This is a genomic window from Streptomyces nigra, assembly GCF_003074055.1.
Lineage (GTDB): Bacteria > Actinomycetota > Actinomycetes > Streptomycetales > Streptomycetaceae > Streptomyces > Streptomyces nigra.
The window spans coordinates 3,625,422-3,640,802 of the sequence record NZ_CP029043.1 but is presented as its reverse complement, the minus strand read 5'-3'; the positions used below and the strand labels follow the sequence as shown (position 1 = coordinate 3,640,802).

18 protein-coding genes are annotated in these 15,381 nt (G+C 66.0%); 9 read left to right on the top strand and 9 right to left on the bottom strand.

Annotation, left to right across the window (positions count from 1 at the left end; translation table 11 throughout):
• Positions 1 to 52: 52 nt before the first annotated feature.
• On the bottom strand, positions 53 to 502 hold the full coding sequence (locus DC008_RS16795) for a MarR family winged helix-turn-helix transcriptional regulator (RefSeq protein WP_055625252.1): 450 nt from the start codon (positions 500 to 502) through the stop codon (positions 53 to 55).
• A gap of 206 nt (positions 503 to 708) precedes the next feature.
• Here DC008_RS16795 and DC008_RS16790 point away from each other — a divergent pair, with 206 nt between their 5' ends.
• Positions 709 to 903, top strand: a complete 195-nt coding sequence (locus DC008_RS16790) for a hypothetical protein (protein WP_055625253.1) — start codon at positions 709 to 711, stop codon at positions 901 to 903.
• A 28-nt stretch (positions 904 to 931) separates the two neighbouring features.
• Here the strand turns inward: DC008_RS16790 and DC008_RS36340 are convergent, their stop codons facing one another.
• From DC008_RS36340 to DC008_RS16760, 6 genes are all read right to left on the bottom strand, one after another.
• Positions 932 to 1,210 (bottom strand): hypothetical protein, encoded by a 279-nt coding sequence (locus DC008_RS36340; RefSeq protein WP_341867291.1) that lies wholly within the window; start codon positions 1,208 to 1,210, stop codon positions 932 to 934.
• Between the two features lie 500 nt (positions 1,211 to 1,710).
• A complete protein-coding gene (locus tag DC008_RS16780) occupies positions 1,711 to 2,616 on the bottom strand; it encodes an RNA polymerase sigma factor SigF (protein ID WP_062665734.1) in 906 nt (301 codons plus the stop codon).
• A 268-nt stretch (positions 2,617 to 2,884) separates the two neighbouring features.
• Positions 2,885 to 3,736, bottom strand: a complete 852-nt coding sequence (locus tag DC008_RS16775) for an RNA polymerase sigma factor SigF (RefSeq protein ID WP_179199572.1) — start codon at positions 3,734 to 3,736, stop codon at positions 2,885 to 2,887.
• 164 nt (positions 3,737 to 3,900) lie between these two features.
• Positions 3,901 to 4,194, bottom strand: a complete 294-nt coding sequence (locus tag DC008_RS16770) for a Dabb family protein (protein ID WP_108707675.1) — start codon at positions 4,192 to 4,194, stop codon at positions 3,901 to 3,903.
• Complete coding sequence (locus tag DC008_RS16765) at positions 4,191 to 4,370, bottom strand: hypothetical protein (RefSeq protein WP_108707674.1); 180 nt, start codon at positions 4,368 to 4,370, stop codon at positions 4,191 to 4,193. Before DC008_RS16765 ends, DC008_RS16770 begins: the two co-directional genes overlap by 4 nt.
• Positions 4,371 to 4,769: 399 nt before the next feature.
• A complete protein-coding gene (locus DC008_RS16760) occupies positions 4,770 to 5,804 on the bottom strand; it encodes a protein NO VEIN domain-containing protein (protein ID WP_164492317.1) in 1,035 nt (344 codons plus the stop codon).
• A 338-nt stretch (positions 5,805 to 6,142) separates the two neighbouring features.
• Here DC008_RS16760 and DC008_RS16755 point away from each other — a divergent pair, with 338 nt between their 5' ends.
• The 3 genes from DC008_RS16755 to DC008_RS35235 all read left to right on the top strand — a co-directional run bounded on the left by DC008_RS16755 (position 6,143) and on the right by DC008_RS35235 (position 9,324).
• Positions 6,143 to 6,685: a hypothetical protein gene (locus tag DC008_RS16755; protein ID WP_244221366.1), complete on the top strand. Its 543-nt coding sequence runs from the start codon at positions 6,143 to 6,145 to the stop codon at positions 6,683 to 6,685.
• A gap of 430 nt (positions 6,686 to 7,115) precedes the next feature.
• Positions 7,116 to 8,480 carry an AAA family ATPase gene (locus tag DC008_RS16750; protein ID WP_108707672.1) on the top strand — a complete coding sequence of 455 codons (1,365 nt, stop codon included), beginning with the start codon at positions 7,116 to 7,118 and terminating at the stop codon, positions 8,478 to 8,480.
• Positions 8,481 to 8,517: 37 nt separating this feature from the next.
• Positions 8,518 to 9,324 carry a hypothetical protein gene (locus DC008_RS35235; RefSeq protein ID WP_123954008.1) on the top strand — a complete coding sequence of 269 codons (807 nt, stop codon included), beginning with the start codon at positions 8,518 to 8,520 and terminating at the stop codon, positions 9,322 to 9,324.
• A 125-nt stretch (positions 9,325 to 9,449) separates the two neighbouring features.
• Here the strand turns inward: DC008_RS35235 and DC008_RS16745 are convergent, their stop codons facing one another.
• Positions 9,450 to 10,154 (bottom strand): P-loop nucleotide/nucleoside kinase family protein, encoded by a 705-nt coding sequence (locus DC008_RS16745; RefSeq protein WP_108707671.1) that lies wholly within the window; start codon positions 10,152 to 10,154, stop codon positions 9,450 to 9,452.
• Positions 10,124 to 10,882, bottom strand: a complete 759-nt coding sequence (locus DC008_RS16740; RefSeq protein WP_108707670.1) for a GntR family transcriptional regulator — start codon at positions 10,880 to 10,882, stop codon at positions 10,124 to 10,126. The genes DC008_RS16745 and DC008_RS16740 overlap by 31 nt, the downstream gene beginning before the upstream one ends.
• A 410-nt stretch (positions 10,883 to 11,292) precedes the next feature.
• Here DC008_RS16740 and DC008_RS16735 point away from each other — a divergent pair, with 410 nt between their 5' ends.
• The 5 genes from DC008_RS16735 (at position 11,293) to DC008_RS16715 (ending at position 15,321) form a co-directional block, all read left to right on the top strand.
• On the top strand, positions 11,293 to 11,556 hold the full coding sequence (locus DC008_RS16735; RefSeq protein WP_108707669.1) for a DUF6284 family protein: 264 nt from the start codon (positions 11,293 to 11,295) through the stop codon (positions 11,554 to 11,556).
• Positions 11,553 to 12,443 (top strand): DUF2637 domain-containing protein, encoded by an 891-nt coding sequence (locus DC008_RS16730; protein WP_108707668.1) that lies wholly within the window; start codon positions 11,553 to 11,555, stop codon positions 12,441 to 12,443. Before DC008_RS16735 ends, DC008_RS16730 begins: the two co-directional genes overlap by 4 nt.
• A complete protein-coding gene (locus DC008_RS35960; protein WP_108707667.1) occupies positions 12,443 to 12,790 on the top strand; it encodes an RRQRL motif-containing zinc-binding protein in 348 nt (115 codons plus the stop codon). The genes DC008_RS16730 and DC008_RS35960 overlap by 1 nt, the downstream gene beginning before the upstream one ends.
• Position 12,791: 1 nt before the next feature.
• A complete protein-coding gene (locus tag DC008_RS16720; RefSeq protein WP_108707666.1) occupies positions 12,792 to 13,109 on the top strand; it encodes a hypothetical protein in 318 nt (105 codons plus the stop codon).
• 103 nt (positions 13,110 to 13,212) lie between these two features.
• Positions 13,213 to 15,321 (top strand): FtsK/SpoIIIE domain-containing protein, encoded by a 2,109-nt coding sequence (locus DC008_RS16715; protein ID WP_108707665.1) that lies wholly within the window; start codon positions 13,213 to 13,215, stop codon positions 15,319 to 15,321.
• The last annotated feature ends 60 nt before the right edge of the window (positions 15,322 to 15,381 follow it).

Below are 15,381 nucleotides of genomic sequence, written 5' to 3'. Positions count from 1 at the left end.
GGCGTGGGCCCGCACACCGGCTGGTGTGGTCGTTGCCATGAACTTCCTTCTCCTACTGGGTGATCGCGGGTGTACGGCAGTCGTCGAAGCTGGCCCTCAGCCGGGCCATGAGCCGGATGAGCGCGGCGATGTCGTCGTCGGACCAGTCGCCGAGCCGCTCCTCGAGCAGCCGTGTGGTCCGGTGGGACATCTCCCGCACCCGTTCCTCGCCGCTGGGGGTGAGTCGCACGATGCGGCTTCGCTTGTCCGCCGGGTCGGGGGAGCGCTCGATCCAGCCGCGCTCGGCCACATGGGCGACATGCCGGCTGGTGACCGACATGTCCACGGCGAGCAGCTCCGCGAGCTTGCTCATGCGCATCTCCCCGTGGCGGACCAGCAACGTCAGTACGGCGGCGGAGCCGGAGGGGCAGTCGGACGGCAGAGTGCGTCCCATCTCCCGCTTCACGGCGCCGAAGGCACTGAACTGGCGGACCAGCTCCTCGTACTGTGCCGTTTCGGCCATCACACCTCCCGTATTTGTTGCTCAGGGCAACTATAGACAGTGCTTGGTTGCTACAGGCAAATAAATCCGGGGGTGTGGCCGCAAAAACTTGGCAAAGGCAAGTATTGCGGCCGTAAATGTGCAGGTGGCGTGGGGTGTGTGGACCTGTGTGCGGAGCGGCGTCCCCCACTTGGGCCGCACCGGCACATTCGCTAGGGTCTCGGGCCATGGCTAACACCCAGGGCCCCCAGGGCCACCACGACCCCGCAGGCAGCACCCAGATGTTCCGCGCCTTCGTCGACGAGGGGCCGCAGGCCGCCGCAAGCCCCCAGGCTTCCTCCGGCCCGCGCATCGGTCTGATCGTCGGCGTGATCGCCGCCGTCGTGATCGTCGCCGCGGTCGCCTGGCTGGCGCTGAAGTAACTCCGCGAGCAGTGGCGGCAGTACGGCCCTACTCCCACCGGACGGAGACGTCCCGCGTCTCGACGTGCATGCCGAGCGGCACCCTCCAGGCGTCCACGCACACCGTCCAGGTCCGCTCGGTCCGCGCGCCGGCCGCGAGGGGCGCCGGGAGATCGTGCGTCGACTCCACCGTGGACCAGTCGACGCCGAGCGCCCCGATGACATGGCTGCCGAAGATGACGGTGCCCGAACGCACCGGCCGACCACCCGCGTTGTGGAAGGCGAGCGTCACCTTCTCGCACCAGCGCCGGTCCGCGGGCTCGCGCACCGGCTCGCTCGTGACGAGCCGCGCCGGTGGGGCGGGTGCCGGGGATGCCGGGCTCGTCGGCGCGCTCGCGGAGGGGGCCGGGGCCCCAGGAGCCCCGGACGCCACGGGACCGGGGCCGGAACCGCCCGACGGTCGCCCCCCTACGGTGCTCGCGGCCTCCGTACCCGCTTCCGGCGCCCCCGCCTCCGTGGTCGTGGACGAGCCGGGCCCCTGAACCGCCCGCCGCTCGGCAGCGTCACCCGATCCCCCGGACGGCAGCGGCACCAGCCTCACCGCCCCGGTCGGCCCCGGAGTACCGGACGGCCCGCCCCCGGGCCCCGTCGCGACGAACCCCTCACCACCCTCGCCACCGCCCCCGCACGAGGCCAGGCCGGCCCCCACGCAGACGACGACGGCCGCCGACGCGCCCAGGAGGGCGGACCGACGGCCGGGTGTCGAGGTCGTCCACATCGCGCGGAGCATCGGGCCATGGTGGCTGACACCCCGTCACATGGGAAGGCTCAGTCGGAGATGAGTCCCTCGCGCAGTTGGGCCAGGGTCCGGGTGAGCAGCCGGGAGACGTGCATCTGGGAGATGCCGACCTCCTCGCCGATCTGCGACTGGGTCATGTTGGCGAAGAAGCGCAGCATGATGATGCGCCGCTCGCGGGGCGGGAGCTTGGCCAGCAGCGGCTTGAGGGACTCCCGGTACTCGACGCCCTCCAGCGCGGTGTCCTCGTAGCCGAGCCGGTCGGCAAGCGAGCCCTCGCCGCCGTCGTCCTCCGGGGCCGGGGAGTCCAGCGAGGAGGCGGTGTAGGCGTTGCCCACCGCGAGGCCGTCGACGACGTCCTCCTCGGACACGCCCAGCACGGCGGCGAGTTCGGTGACGGTCGGCGAGCGGTCCAGCTTCTGGGACAGCTCGTCGCTGGCCTTGGTCAGCGCCAGGCGCAGCTCCTGGAGCCGGCGCGGGACGCGCACCGACCAGGACGTGTCGCGGAAGAACCGCTTGATCTCGCCCACGACCGTCGGCATCGCGAAGGTCGGGAACTCCACGCCCCGCTCGCAGTCGAAGCGGTCGATCGCCTTGATCAGGCCGATGGTGCCGACCTGGACGATGTCCTCCATCGGCTCGTTGCGCGAGCGGAAGCGGGCCGCCGCGTAGCGCACGAGTGGGAGGTTGAGCTCGATCAGGGTGTCCCGGACATACGCGCGCTCGGGGCTGTTCTCGTCCAGCGCGGCGAGCCGCAGGAACAGGGAGCGGGACAGGGTGCGGGTGTCGATGTCCGCCGAAGCCGGGACGGCTGTGATGTCGGATGCCGGAAGAGCCGGGGCCGGAACGGCCTCGAGAGCCGAAACGTCGAGCGCGGCGTCGGGCGACTCGCTCTTCATGAGCGTGAGCACCTTCGAGCTGCCCTGGTCTGCGGACATGCCACCCCCTCTGGGTCGCGGGACGGTCGTGGCGAACGCTCCGAACGAGGAACGCCAGCCTTCACCTGAATACCGGAGCCGAAGCCGCGGCAAACGCGCTAGCCGAAGAATGTCACATGTCGGCAACACGCTGTAGTGACATGTCGACATGTGAGATCCGAATCAGCCCTGCGTACAGGGGGTCTGACGGCGTTTTGGCTCTCAACTGTCGGCATCGGCCCTGGTGAGCGATTCGCTCTCGCAGGTGATGGCTCGCTCGGATTTGCGGTCAGGCGTCGATACGGTTCGCCGAGCGGAGCCGCTGGAAGCTACGCGCCAGTAGCCGCGATACGTGCATCTGGGAAACGCCGAGTTCCGCACTGATCTGCGACTGGGTGAGATTGCTGTAGTAGCGCAGAAGCAGAATGCGCTGTTCCCGCTCCGGGAGCTGGACGAGGAGATGGCGGACCAGGTCGCGGTGCTCCACGCCGTCCAGCGCGGGGTCCTCGTAGCCGAGCCGGTCGAGCAGCCCGGGCAGCCCGTCGCCCTCCTGCGCCGCCTCCAGCGAGGTGGCGTGGTACGACCGCCCGGCCTCGATGCAGGACAGGACCTCGTCCTCGGTGATGCGCAGCCGCTCGGCGATCTCGGAGGTGGTGGGGGTGCGTCCGAAGGCGGTCGTGAGGTCCTCGGTGGCGCTGTTCACCTGGACCCACAGCTCGTGCAGCCGGCGCGGCACGTGGACCGTGCGGACGTTGTCGCGGAAGTAGCGCTTGATCTCGCCGACGACGGTCGGCATCGCGAAGGTCGGGAACTGCACGCCCCGGTCCGGGTCGAAGCGGTCGATGGCGTTGATGAGGCCGATGGTGCCGACCTGGATCACGTCCTCCATCGGCTCGTTGCGGGAGCGGAAGCGGGCGGCCGCGTAGCGCACGAGCGGGAGGTTCGCCTCGATGAGCGCCGCGCGCACGCGGTTGTGCTCCGGCGTACCCGGCTGGAGCTCCTTCAGCTCCCCGAAGAGGACCTGGGTGAGCGCCCGGGTGTCGGCGCCACGGCTGCGCGGCGGGGACGCGGGGGTTTCCTCCTGCGTCGGGGCTTGAGGCGCAGTACTGGCCGGCACGGTCAACTCCACCTCGTGATCCATCAACTCATCCGTCAAAAGCGGTCATAGCATCACAAGACAGTTCATTGTGTTCAAGTACCGCATAATCCCGTGTTGAGGGCCCGTCACCCCGCCGGACACGCGAAAGCCCCCCGCCGGGGGGCGGAGGGCTCGGGAAAGGGGCGTGCGCCCGGGGGTGCCGTGCCTCAGAATTCGTAGTCGGCGATCACCCAGCTGCTGAACTCCCGCCACAGGGCGACGCCCGCCTGGTGCTCGGGGTGGTCCACATAGGTGCGCAGGGCGGCCTGGTCGTCGAAGGCGGAGTTGATGGCGAAGTCGTAGGCGATGGGGCGGTCGCTGAGGTTCCAGCCCAGCTCCCAGGACCGGATCTCGGGGATCTTGCCCTCCAGCGAGCGGAAGGCCTCGACGCCCTCCACCACCCGGGGGTCGTCGCGCTCGACGCCCTCGTCGAGCTTGAACAGGACGAGGTGGCGGATCATGAGTCTCCTCCGTTGGCGATCCAGGTCATGAACTCCCCGACGGCCTGGGCGGCGTCCGAGATCCCCTCGAACCCGACCTGGACGTAGTCGGCGGCCTTGGCCGGGTCGGTGATGATCACGTAGAGCGCGAAGACCACGATCAGGTAGACGGCGATCTTCTTGCCATTCACCGCCATCGCGGCCTCCCCTGTGGCTGCTGTGCCCAGCGCGTCGAAAGAGCCGGAAAGGGCCCCGTGTTTCCGGCGGTGAGTGTAGCCTCCACGCCTCCACGGAGATCAACAGCACGAAGGGCCCCGTCTTGCGACGAGGCCCTTCCAGAGCGGTAGCGGAGGGATTTGAACCCTCGGTGACTTGCGCCACACTCGCTTTCGAGGTCTGTTCGTGCTGGCCAGAGGGTCATTCAGGGCCGTTCAACCTCGTTCATTCGCGCATCCTCGCCCGCCGCGTGAACCGCTGTGGACGGCTCCGAACGGGATTGAATGAGACGGAAACTGAGACGGAGCCGCCTCGGCTCGGCCGGCGCCCACCCTGGTAAGAGCCCAGGTCGTTCACCACATCTGGGGATCCCACTTAGGTCAGGCCGAAGGACGGCCTGTACGGGCATCCTCAGGAAGTGGGTAGCGATATGCAGTGGCCACGAGCTCTTCGCGACTCGGTGTCCAGTCGACCCACGTGCGCCATCGCCCGCCACGGCATCGAAGATCGGCATCCAGTTCGATCTGATCTACCACTATGAGGCAGGTCGGCAGGCCTTCAGCGTGGCGGACCTCTCCTTCGGTTAGATCGATGGCTTCACGCGTCGTAGTGCTGCCCTTCACCTCTATATGAGACTCAGCCCCGTCCTTGCGCACGGTGATGTCCCAAGGGGAGTGGTCGCCCACGTCCTCGACCTCGTAGCCCAGTGAGCGATAGTGACCGAGTACAAGGTCCATCGCATACCGCTCGACAGCCCGCCGCCGCTCGGCATCACGCTGTCGACCGTAACCGGTCGACTCAGGCGACCGGAGCGGTGACGAGGTCCGAAGGTTGGGTGTACTTGGCTCATGAGGCTCAGATATCGCGACCTGACGCAGTTCCAGCAGCTCAGGAAGTTCCTCTACCAGGACTCGCGGGAACTTGGTCAGGTACCCCTGCATGGCGCGAAGCGGCCGTGTCTCTGAGAAGACGAAGGGCAAGTAGAGAGGCCCTTTTACTTCCTCCTTGAGACGATCCAGCAGGGACTGTATACGCGGCTCGATGTCACGCAGACGGGCCTGCGTGACCGGACGCTTCAACTGCCGATACCCCCCGAGGGGGGCCTGCCAGGCGGGTTCTGGTCCTGATGCGCCGCGCTGGCGGCCGTAGGTACCCCGGCTTTGCCAAGTGATCATGGATCCGAAAGCCTCGCCCTGAACACGGGAGTAGCCGACCACACCGGGTCCGTGCTTCTTGTCCCAGTGCAGCACGAGGTCACCTGGCCGCACCTCACGGACGAGCGCATAAGACCAGTAGGGCTTACCCCCATCGTCACGTTGCGGCGCGAGCAGGTTGGTGCCAATGTCTTCACGGTTCGTGATCTCAAGCCAGTACCGCTCGTTCGGGTCGTGGCGCCACCACTTGTTTACGGGCACGGTCCCCCCTGAATGCCACCTTTGGATCTCTGCCGATCTTGTCAGGCTTGAGACGACCTGACGAGGCGTTCGGAAGCGAAGACATGCGGCAGGCATGGTGCCGCTACGCCTGACGACCTTCCCGCTCTTCAGGCCGTGGTCGAGTGTCAATGAACGGCCGCTTGGGGTATCCAGACTGCCGACAGCTGCCGCTGTGCGCTGCTGTTGGCGTACCGATTGGCATATGGAGGTAACCGAGAGCAGATGGTGCCCTGCGCCTGCCATGGGGGAGGATGCACGCTGGCACCGACTATTGAGAGCGTTACGGGGTGGGGATGGCACAGGGGGAGTCTGAGGGCGTGTCCGATGTCAGCATGCCGACAGCTCAAAAGGCACGCGAAGCCTGGGCCGCTGAGGCGTACTCGATCCTTGTAGGTGTGGCGCAGACGTACCACGCTGTGATCACCTACAAGGCTCTGGCCGAGGAGATCCAAAGTAGGACAGGCATCCGGACCAAGACTCTCTTGCATAACTGGATCGGTCCGGTCTTGGGTCGGGTGGTGCGTGAAGCACACCGTCGCGGCGACCCGCCGCTGACAGCTCTGGTGGTGCACACAGACGACGGGAAGGTGGGCAGCGGCTACAAGGAAGTTCTGGCGATCGCTGGGGAGCCGCCGGTGGAGGATGAACTGGAGCGCGAGCATCACGCTGCCAAGGCGCGCCTTGCTTGCTACAGCTACTTTGGCGCGAGCCTGCCACCTGGCGGTGGAGTGCCGGCCCTCGCTCCCAGGCTGCAGGCCACCGTCGATCGGCGCCATCAAAGCGTCGAAAAGCCTCTGCGGATCTGTGAGCGCTGCTTCGTTCAACTACCCTCGACGGGCGGTTGTGACTCGTGCGGTTAGCGCATAGGGCTCACTAGGGCGTGACATCTGATCCGTAGGCGCGTACCCGCTGGCTGCGCGTCCCCCCAACCAGCAACTCAGTCCCACTGCACTGCGATACTCGGCCCGCGCTGCTGCATGGTCGTGCGCTGATGTACGTGGCTGTTGATGTCACTCGTTGATGTCAAAACGGCCCGGCTGGCTGCGCCTCCAGAGGAACAGGACAGCTAACTCGGCAAGTCCACGGCCGCCGAGCGAGCTGCTAGCTGTGCCAACGGACGTCAGCAGAGGACCGAACAGACACCGGTGGCGCTGGTCGCCGCGCATGCGCTCACTTCCTGGGCATTCCAAGTCGTTGACTGGCATCGTCGGAGAGGTTCCGAGAAACCGGTCAGGCCGACGTGTTTTGAGCTACCGTTGACCTTAGCCACTGAACTAAGCGAGGGCAGGAATGGAAGACAGCTTTCCGGAACACCTAGGTGACCCGGATCCTCACGCCGGGGACTCGGCGCGGGTGTTTCGTTTTGGCCATTTGATGAATTACACCGTGCATGGCCTTTTTGGATCACCTCTTCAAGATTTCGCATTGGACGTCCACGAACCCACCATGCTCACCGGGGCGAACGGAACTGGAAAGTCGACGATCCTGCGCACGATCGATTGGATTAGTCGATGCGAGTGGGCTTCACTGGCGGCGATTAAATTTGACCGCATCATTCTAGAATTCGAGAACGCGCGACTTGAGGTTTCCCGTAAATCCAGCGGAACGCTAAGCATTCTGCTAAATCGGAACCATCTTAAGCCCAAGCACTGGGAATATAAGCCGGGCGTCATCCCTCCATTCATGGAGGACCAGGATTGGGCAGAGCTATCGGATTACGAACGACATGCCCTGCTTACGCGATTTATGGGAAACGATCAGACAGAGCCTCTGCACAGAGAGGCTTCTCGTCTTCTCCGTCTCGCCTCACGGCACAAAGAGCCGGTCCCGGTGTGGGTAGCTCAGATCCCACGCTCTTTCCCTGCACTACTTGTATCCGATCAGCGACTTGCCCCGGCGCGGAGGAAACGCCCCAGAAAAAGGGGAACGGGCGACACCGTTGACGTTGTGGCTGCCATTGAGGCTGCGGTGCTTCACATCAATGATGAAGTCCAACGATACAAGTCTCTATACGGGACGGCCTCCCAGAACCTTGACCGTGATTTCCCAAGGCGGGTCTTCGCAGCGATGAGCTCCCAGCGAACGTTTGGCGGTTCACAAAACATCGCTCGCGAATTCAAAGAAGTGCAAGATCTGCGGTCCTCTCTTGCCGCGACTGGATTGATCGATGCTACAGAAGTTGAAGAATCGATCTCCGATCTACCGCTCGACAACCCCGACTCCCTTGCATTGATCTCAACTTATCTAAGCGACACCAAGGACAAGCTTTCTACTTTCGAGCCGCTGCGTCGCCGACTAGAACCCTTCATTGAGTTTCTCCGGAGGCACTATAAAGGGAAGAAGATCCGCATCGATGCAGAGCGCGGCTTCCAGATCAGCTCAGAAGCATTGGATGAGGATATTAGCCCAGTTCATCTGTCGAGCGGCGAGCAGCAGATGTTCATCCTGGCTCACAAGCTACTCTTTGAATCCAGCCCGGGAACGCTCGTCATGATTGACGAGCCTGAATTGTCCCTGCACGTCTTGTGGCAATCCACTTTCGTAGAAGACTTGACTGAAATCTCGGAAGTTTCAGGTACGTATTTTCTGCTTGCTACTCATTCGCCGACCTTGATTGCTGGGCGTACCGACCTGCGGCGATCGCTGGACCGGTGACTCCGTGCCTGAGTACACCAACGCGTATGAGCTACTCATGGATGCCGAGTTGCGTGCCGACGGACTTGGGCCATCGCAGGGCATTCTGGTCGTCGAAGGGCCAGACGACAAGAGAATATTTGCGCGTCACGTGCAGAACCTATCCCAGATCCTTCCCGCCGGCGGACGCAAAATGCTTATTAGCGCACATGAGAAAGCGAATTCTCAGCAGCGCGCGAAGATCCTTTTTGTGACGGATTGCGACTATGAGGTTCGCAGAGGCACGCTGCGGGGATGCCCTGACCTTGTGATCACTACTCTGACCGACATGGAAAGTGACCTTCTCGCTCTCGGCCTTATTGAGCTTCTCGTGCTGGAACTCGTGCCGCAGGCGCTAGAGTCTCAGGCCGTTTGCAAGTCAATTAGCGCCAAGCTTCGGATCAAGACCGAAAAGATGGCGCTGCCAATTGGACGGCTGCGCATGGCGGCCCAGCCTCTCGGCATCCCTTTGGAATGGGGAGACGTAAAGATAGCTAGATACTGGGATTCCCGAACTGAATCCGTAAATTTCACGAAGCTTATTGACGCGATGCATTCAAAGGTTTCAGATGAAGTCAGTTTTGCTGAGTGGCGCAAGCTGGCAACAGAAACGCCAGAAGATACCGGCATGTGCCACGGAAAAGACTTGGTAAGAATCCTGGCTTCCCTGCTCAAATCAGATTATCGAGTTGAGAATGTCACTGCCGATGTGCTGGCTAGGATGATGCGAGCCAACCTAACTAGCGAGTACTTGGATTCATGGGGCGTGGTTCGGCGGATCAAAACTTGGCAGGAGGGCAACCGACGGCAAATTCTGCGACCTTAACCTAGCTGCCAGGGCCATCCCCCCACGCGCATTCCCCCCGCCCCCCTTCTGTCCGCAGTATGAACTGCTGTGTACGCCTCCGTAGAACACCACCCGGCTGACGTAGCGCGCCTATCCTGAACGCGTCAAGGGCGAGAGGCTTCCAGGGCTGCGATCACGGTCGCTGGGTCACCGTCGTACAACAAGTGCTGTTCATCTGCCTGCGGAGGGATGAAGCGCGTGCGGTATCGCTGTAGGTCGTCCTCGGAGAAATAGATGGAGTTGGGATCGTCCGCATGGAACTCGTTCCGCTTGCTGATCCTCGCCCACAGCTCGTCATGACTGGCTGCGAGGTAGACGAGTACCGACCTGGCGCCGGCTTCCGTGACGATCGCTCGCCACTTAGCTCGGTCTTCTGGGGTCCAAAAGCCGTGGTCAACGACCACATCCCGCCCGGCCTTGAGCTGCTCCTGGAGTTCCACTGCCACGTCTTCGAGAACGGGCCGCTCAAGGATGGGGAAGACGCCCCGGGGGAAGTCCACGCCATAGACGCCGTGCCGACGGAACATCTCTTCATCCGGGCACAGTCGTATAAACCCACGGGCGGTCAGGGCGCGGGAGAGGGTCGTCTTGCCAGAGCCGGGGAGTCCGGCCATCAGGACACAGAACGGCGGATGAGGGGGCATCGGTCTCGTCAGAGTTCGGGAGATGGCAGCCACCTCCGCTTCGGCTTCGAGCGTGATTGTGCCAGCCCTGCGTGACGCAAGGAGTGTATCTAGGCGGTCTTCAAGCACGCTCACGAGCGTGTCGTCAGCGGCCGTCACTGCGAGACCTCCGATTCTGTGCGCCATGTACGGCCAGGTCCCCCGAGGTCTACACCGTATTCAACGACGTTTCCTTCGCTGTCCACGAACTTGGCTGTCATCACGACCACTGGGTCCGGCGGCAGGTTGTCGGGGTCCAGCTCCAGGAGCCGGGCGTACTCCGGGGTCAGTCGGCGGGCTGACGCGGTGTCAATGCGATGACTAATCCGGCGGCCAGTCGCCTGAGCAATGAGCTGGAGCGAGGTTCCCCCGGTCAGTCGCTCGCTCGCTGCTAGCTGCGGGATCAGCTTCCCGTACCGAGCGGGAATCCACGACGTACTGTGAGCGACGATGCCGTGCCGGTCCCTGTACACGCGGCTACGGCGCACCACGTCGGAGCCGGGCTGAATGTCCAGCGCTTGCGCAACTTCATCGGGCGCGGGCACCACGGCCGCTTGGTGTGAGTCGGACCGCTCGCCCGCCCCCCAGCTAGACCCGGTACGGCGTCCCCGGTCCTGCCGCTGCGCCCCGGACGACATCGGAGCCGGCTGGTCCAGCACTTCGGTACCGATGCCGTGGATGCCACGGACAAGCCCCTCGTTGCGCAGCTTGCGCAGGGCTTTCTCGGCTGTCGCCGTGCTCACCTTCCACTCTTCCGAGAGGTTCTTGATGCTCGGCAAGAGGGTCCCTGGCTGCAGCTGACCAGACGTAATCAGCTCCGCATAGTGGGCGGCAATCCTCGCGTACGGCGCCCGATTGTCGGCCTGACCGGCCATGTCGTCAGCTCCCTCATCAGCGGTTCCCTGGGGTTCCCTAGCTTACCGCTTGACACCACAGGGAACCCTAGGGAACCCTAGGGATGTGCCCGGAGGAAAGCCCAGCGGGGTGAGTACGAAGTGAGCGCCTGTGCCTTGAGAACTCAACAGCGTGCCGAGGGGATCCCGCCCCCCTCCGCGAGCAAGCGGGCGGGCGCGTGCAGGTTCTGTCCCTGTGCGCGGTACAGCGCGACCTCAACTTCTCCGCAGTGCGACTGACCTGTGCTGCGGCCGGTTGCCTCCGCTGCTCGTCTCGCACGAGCGGCGCTGAGGGGAGCCGGAGATTCCGACTTCAACGGCGTGAGCCCCCGGTGCTGGAACACCGGGGGCTCTGTTCGGGCCGTTGCCACCTGCGAGGGAGAACACGACCCATGGACCACATCGTCACTGTTCAGGACGCTGTTACCGCGTTCGAGTCGTGGATGGAGCCCACGGATGCGGAGCTGGACGCCATCGACGCGGAGATGCCCGTCATCCGCGCGGAGATGGAGTTGCTGGACGCGCAGATCGTCGTCGTTGACCGCACGCCGTGCGATCTGGACGAGCGGCGCATCCGCCGGGCCTGCCGGCGCATGCTCGCCGCCCACCGCGACCACCTCAACGGCCTGTCTGGTGAGACGGGCGGTGCCGCATGAACCTGCACCGTAAGGGCCGTGCGGCCCTGGTGCTCGCGCTGGTCGCCGTGGTCGGGATGGCCTTCCGGGTGTCCTGGAACGCTCTGCGCGACATCGCGGGCGCCATCGGCGCCGACGACACCGCCGCGACGCTCTACCCGTTCGTGGTCGACGGCCTCATGGCTCTCGCTCTGATTGCGACGCTCGTGCTCGCCGGCCGGGACCGGACGTTCGCGCTGCGGGTGCTGGCCGCCTACACCATCGCTTCGCTCGTGCTGAACTACGTGCACGGCCTGGTCCCGGAGCTGCACGGCCGGTTGGTCGACTGGGGCCGACTGGCCGACTGGGATCCGGCGAACTGGGCCCTGGTGCTGCTCGCCACCTCGCTTCCGGTCGGCTCGATCTACTTCGGCTCCGACCTCGTGGCGAAGGTGCTGCACCACCGCCCCACCCCGATCACGCTCCCGCCCGCGAATGCGGAGAAATCGACCAATACCGAGAGGAATCGGTCTACGTCTGACCTCGCGGAATCGGCCCCGGAGCCGATCACCCCGAACGTCACGGCGCTGCCCCGACCGGTGGCCGTCGGCTTCATCAAGTCGACCATCCCGGCCAAGCCTCTCCCCTCGATCGAGCCGACCCCGGCCGTGCCGATCGAGACGCGTGCGGTGGCTGCCGAGTCGACGCGTCCGCGCCGGGCCACGGGCCGTGTGCCCGAGGCCGCCCGCACTCCGCGCCCGAAGCGCACTCCGGATGAGCTGCTCGATGAGGCTCGGAAGGCCACGGCCGATTGGCCGGACACCAGGCTCACCGCCGAGGGCATCCGACGTGAGGTTCGCACCTCCCCGGCGAACGCCCGCACGCTGCGCGACACCCTGCGCGCCGAGCGCGGCCTGCAGGTCGTCTGATGGCCGCGCTGCCGGTCTACCGGTGGCGGCTCGCCCCTGACGGCTACGCCACCCGCCGCCAGCTCCGCGCCCTCGGGCTCCGTCCCGGCGGTCAGGACGTGGCCGCTCAGCTGGAGCGGCCCCGGCGACGGCGGGGTCCGCTGGTCGCCTACCTGTATCGCGTCGATCGGGCCAAGCCGGTGCGTCCGATGACGGCGGCCCGGTGGGCGGCGCTGGCCAAGGCGAACGCGGCGCGCCGTCGCTGTCCCGCGTGCCGGCGTGATGCCGGATACGTCATCCCTGCCTCGCTCGGCACCTGTACCCCGTGTGCCTTTCCCGACCCTGACGGGTCCGAACGGAGTCACTGACATGGGCAACTCCGAGATACGCCGCCTTGACCGTGAGATCGAGAAGACCCGGAAGAAGCTGGAGGCCGTGCGGCGGGGCGAGTGGTGGCCCCTGACCGCCCGTGAACGCCTCGCCATGAGCCGCGCACTCGCCTCGGGAGCGCACCGCGCCCACCGGGCCCGTAGCACGACCGGCGCGGAGAACCGCATGGACTCCCTCGGCTCGTCCGTGGAGATGCGGCTGACCGCTGAGCTGACGGCCCTGCACGGCGAGCGTCAGCGCCTGATCACCGAGGCCGCGCGCGCCAAGGCCGCACGCAAGTCGTCCGGCTGGTTCTGACCAGCCAATCCCGCCCGGGGTGGCCGCTCTTTCCACGGACCCGGCCACCCCGGTTCTCTCCCTCACTCCCGCCCCGACAGGGGCAGTCAGGAGAACTTCCAGCATGTCCGAGAACGTCGTTCACCTCCACAAGAACACCGACCCGGCGGCGGCTGTGACGACCCTGACCGTGGTCCCGGACGCGCCCCCGGCACGGCCCGTGCCGCTGTGGGTCCGCTCGGGTCGGGCCATCAAGACCGGCGTCACGCACGAGAGGACCAGGGCGGCCGCGCGGGCGGCGGCCCGGCACACGTCGTACACGTTCAACGGCGGGCGGATCGTGGCCCGCCGCGCGTGGGACGGCCGTACCGGCTCCCGCTACGAGCGGATGATCCGCGCGGCGGAAGCCGCGGGGAACCTCGAAGCGGCCGAGGAGTGGGAGGAGCGGTTGCAGCGCTTCCGGGCCGCCCGCCACCACCGCCGCATGGACCTCCTGCACTCGCCCGTGGAGGCCGCGAAGGGCGTCGCCGTCGGCGCCGGCATGAGCGTCGGTGTGCTGGTCGGCCTGGGTGTCGTCCTGGCCATCAGCAGCGGGCAGGCCGCAGACGTCATCACGCCGCTCGTGGCCACCATCGAGTTCATCGCCCTGCTCATCCGCATCGTTCAGGTGGTGTGGGGACCGGCCCTCACGCTCGGCCCGTTCCTCGCCCTGCTCGCCCTGTGGGCCGTCGGCCGCAAGCAACAGGCCGCACCCCAGTGGGCCCTCCCGGCGAACGTCCGCTCGGGCGAGGGGGAGCCGATCACCCCGTCCATCGTGGTCAAGGCCCTGCGCGACCTCGGCATCCCCGCCCTCCGGGGAGCCATCAAGGACATGGGAGACGCCGGCGCCTCCATGCTCGGCCCGATCACCATCGCCGGATGCGGCGTAGAAGTCGACGTCACCCTGCCCTCCGGGGTGTCGACCAACGAGGTGCAGAACAAGCGCCGCAAGCTCGCGGAGAACCTGACCCGGCACGAACACGAAGTGTTCATCACCATCCCGCAGGCCGCCCGCACGGTCCGGTTGTGGATCGCCGACTCCGGCGCGCTGGATGAGCCGATCGGCCCGTCCCCGCTGGTCACCGACGACACCATGACCGCCAACTACAAGACCGGCAGGGCGCCGTGGGGGCAGGACCTGCGTGGCGACGCCGCAGCGCTGTCCCTGTATCAGCGGCACCTGCTCATCACTGGTCTGTCGAATCAGGGCAAGACTGTGGCGCTGCGTTCCCTGGCGCTGTGGCTGTCGCTGGACCGGTCGGTGCAGTTCCTCATGGGCGATCTCAAGGGCGTGGGTGACTGGGCCATGTTCGACGGGCTCGCGAGCACGCTGATCCAGGGGCCGACCGATGAGCACGTGATCCAGGTGACCGAGATGGTCGAAGGCGCCGTGGACGAGATGAACCGCCGTATCCAGGCCCCGCCCGGCACGGTGTTCCCGCCGCTCATCGTGCTCGTGGACGAGGCGCAGGTGGCGTTCATGTGCCCGGCCAAGGACGAGGACAAGCGGCCCTACGGGGGGTCGAAGGCCAACTCTCGGTACTTCATGGCCGTCCGCAAGATCCACAATCAGGGGCGGGCCGTGAACGTGCTGATGTGGCAGGGCACCCAGGACCCGACCAACGAGAACCTGCCCAAGCTCGTGCGCGAGGGCGCCCACACGCGGGCCTCGCTCGCCCTGGGCACGGAGTCGCAGGCCCGCATGGCGCTCGGGGACAAGGCCGTCGATGGCGGCGCCGCCCCCAACCTGCTGCGTCCCGGCCTGGACAAGGGAACCCTGGTGGTTGCCTCCGACGGCATCACCATCCCGGCCGGCCAGTCGTCCATCACCGTGCGCACGCACTACATCGATGACGATGCGGCCACCGCGATCACCGACCGTGCCAAGGCCCTGCGCGATGGTGTCACCACCCTGCACGCCATCGAGCGTGGCGAAGACCGTGACCCGCTCGCGGACATCGCCTCCGTGGTCGGTACGGCGTCGCGGGTGCTCACCCAGGACGTCCTCAAGCGACTCGCCGCCCTGAACGCGGACGCGTACGGCAAGTGGTCGTTCATCGACCTCAAGCGCGTACTCGACGGCACCGGAGCCGAGCCCTACAAGTCCGACGGCCGCATGGTCGTCGGCCGCGACCGGCTCACCCGAGCCCTCGCCAACCGCGACAGCGAAGGTTCCGCTTCCGCCGACGGATGACAGGGACCCGACCCCGCCCGGGTCAGGGAGGCAGGGAGAAGTCCCTGAACCTCTCCCTGA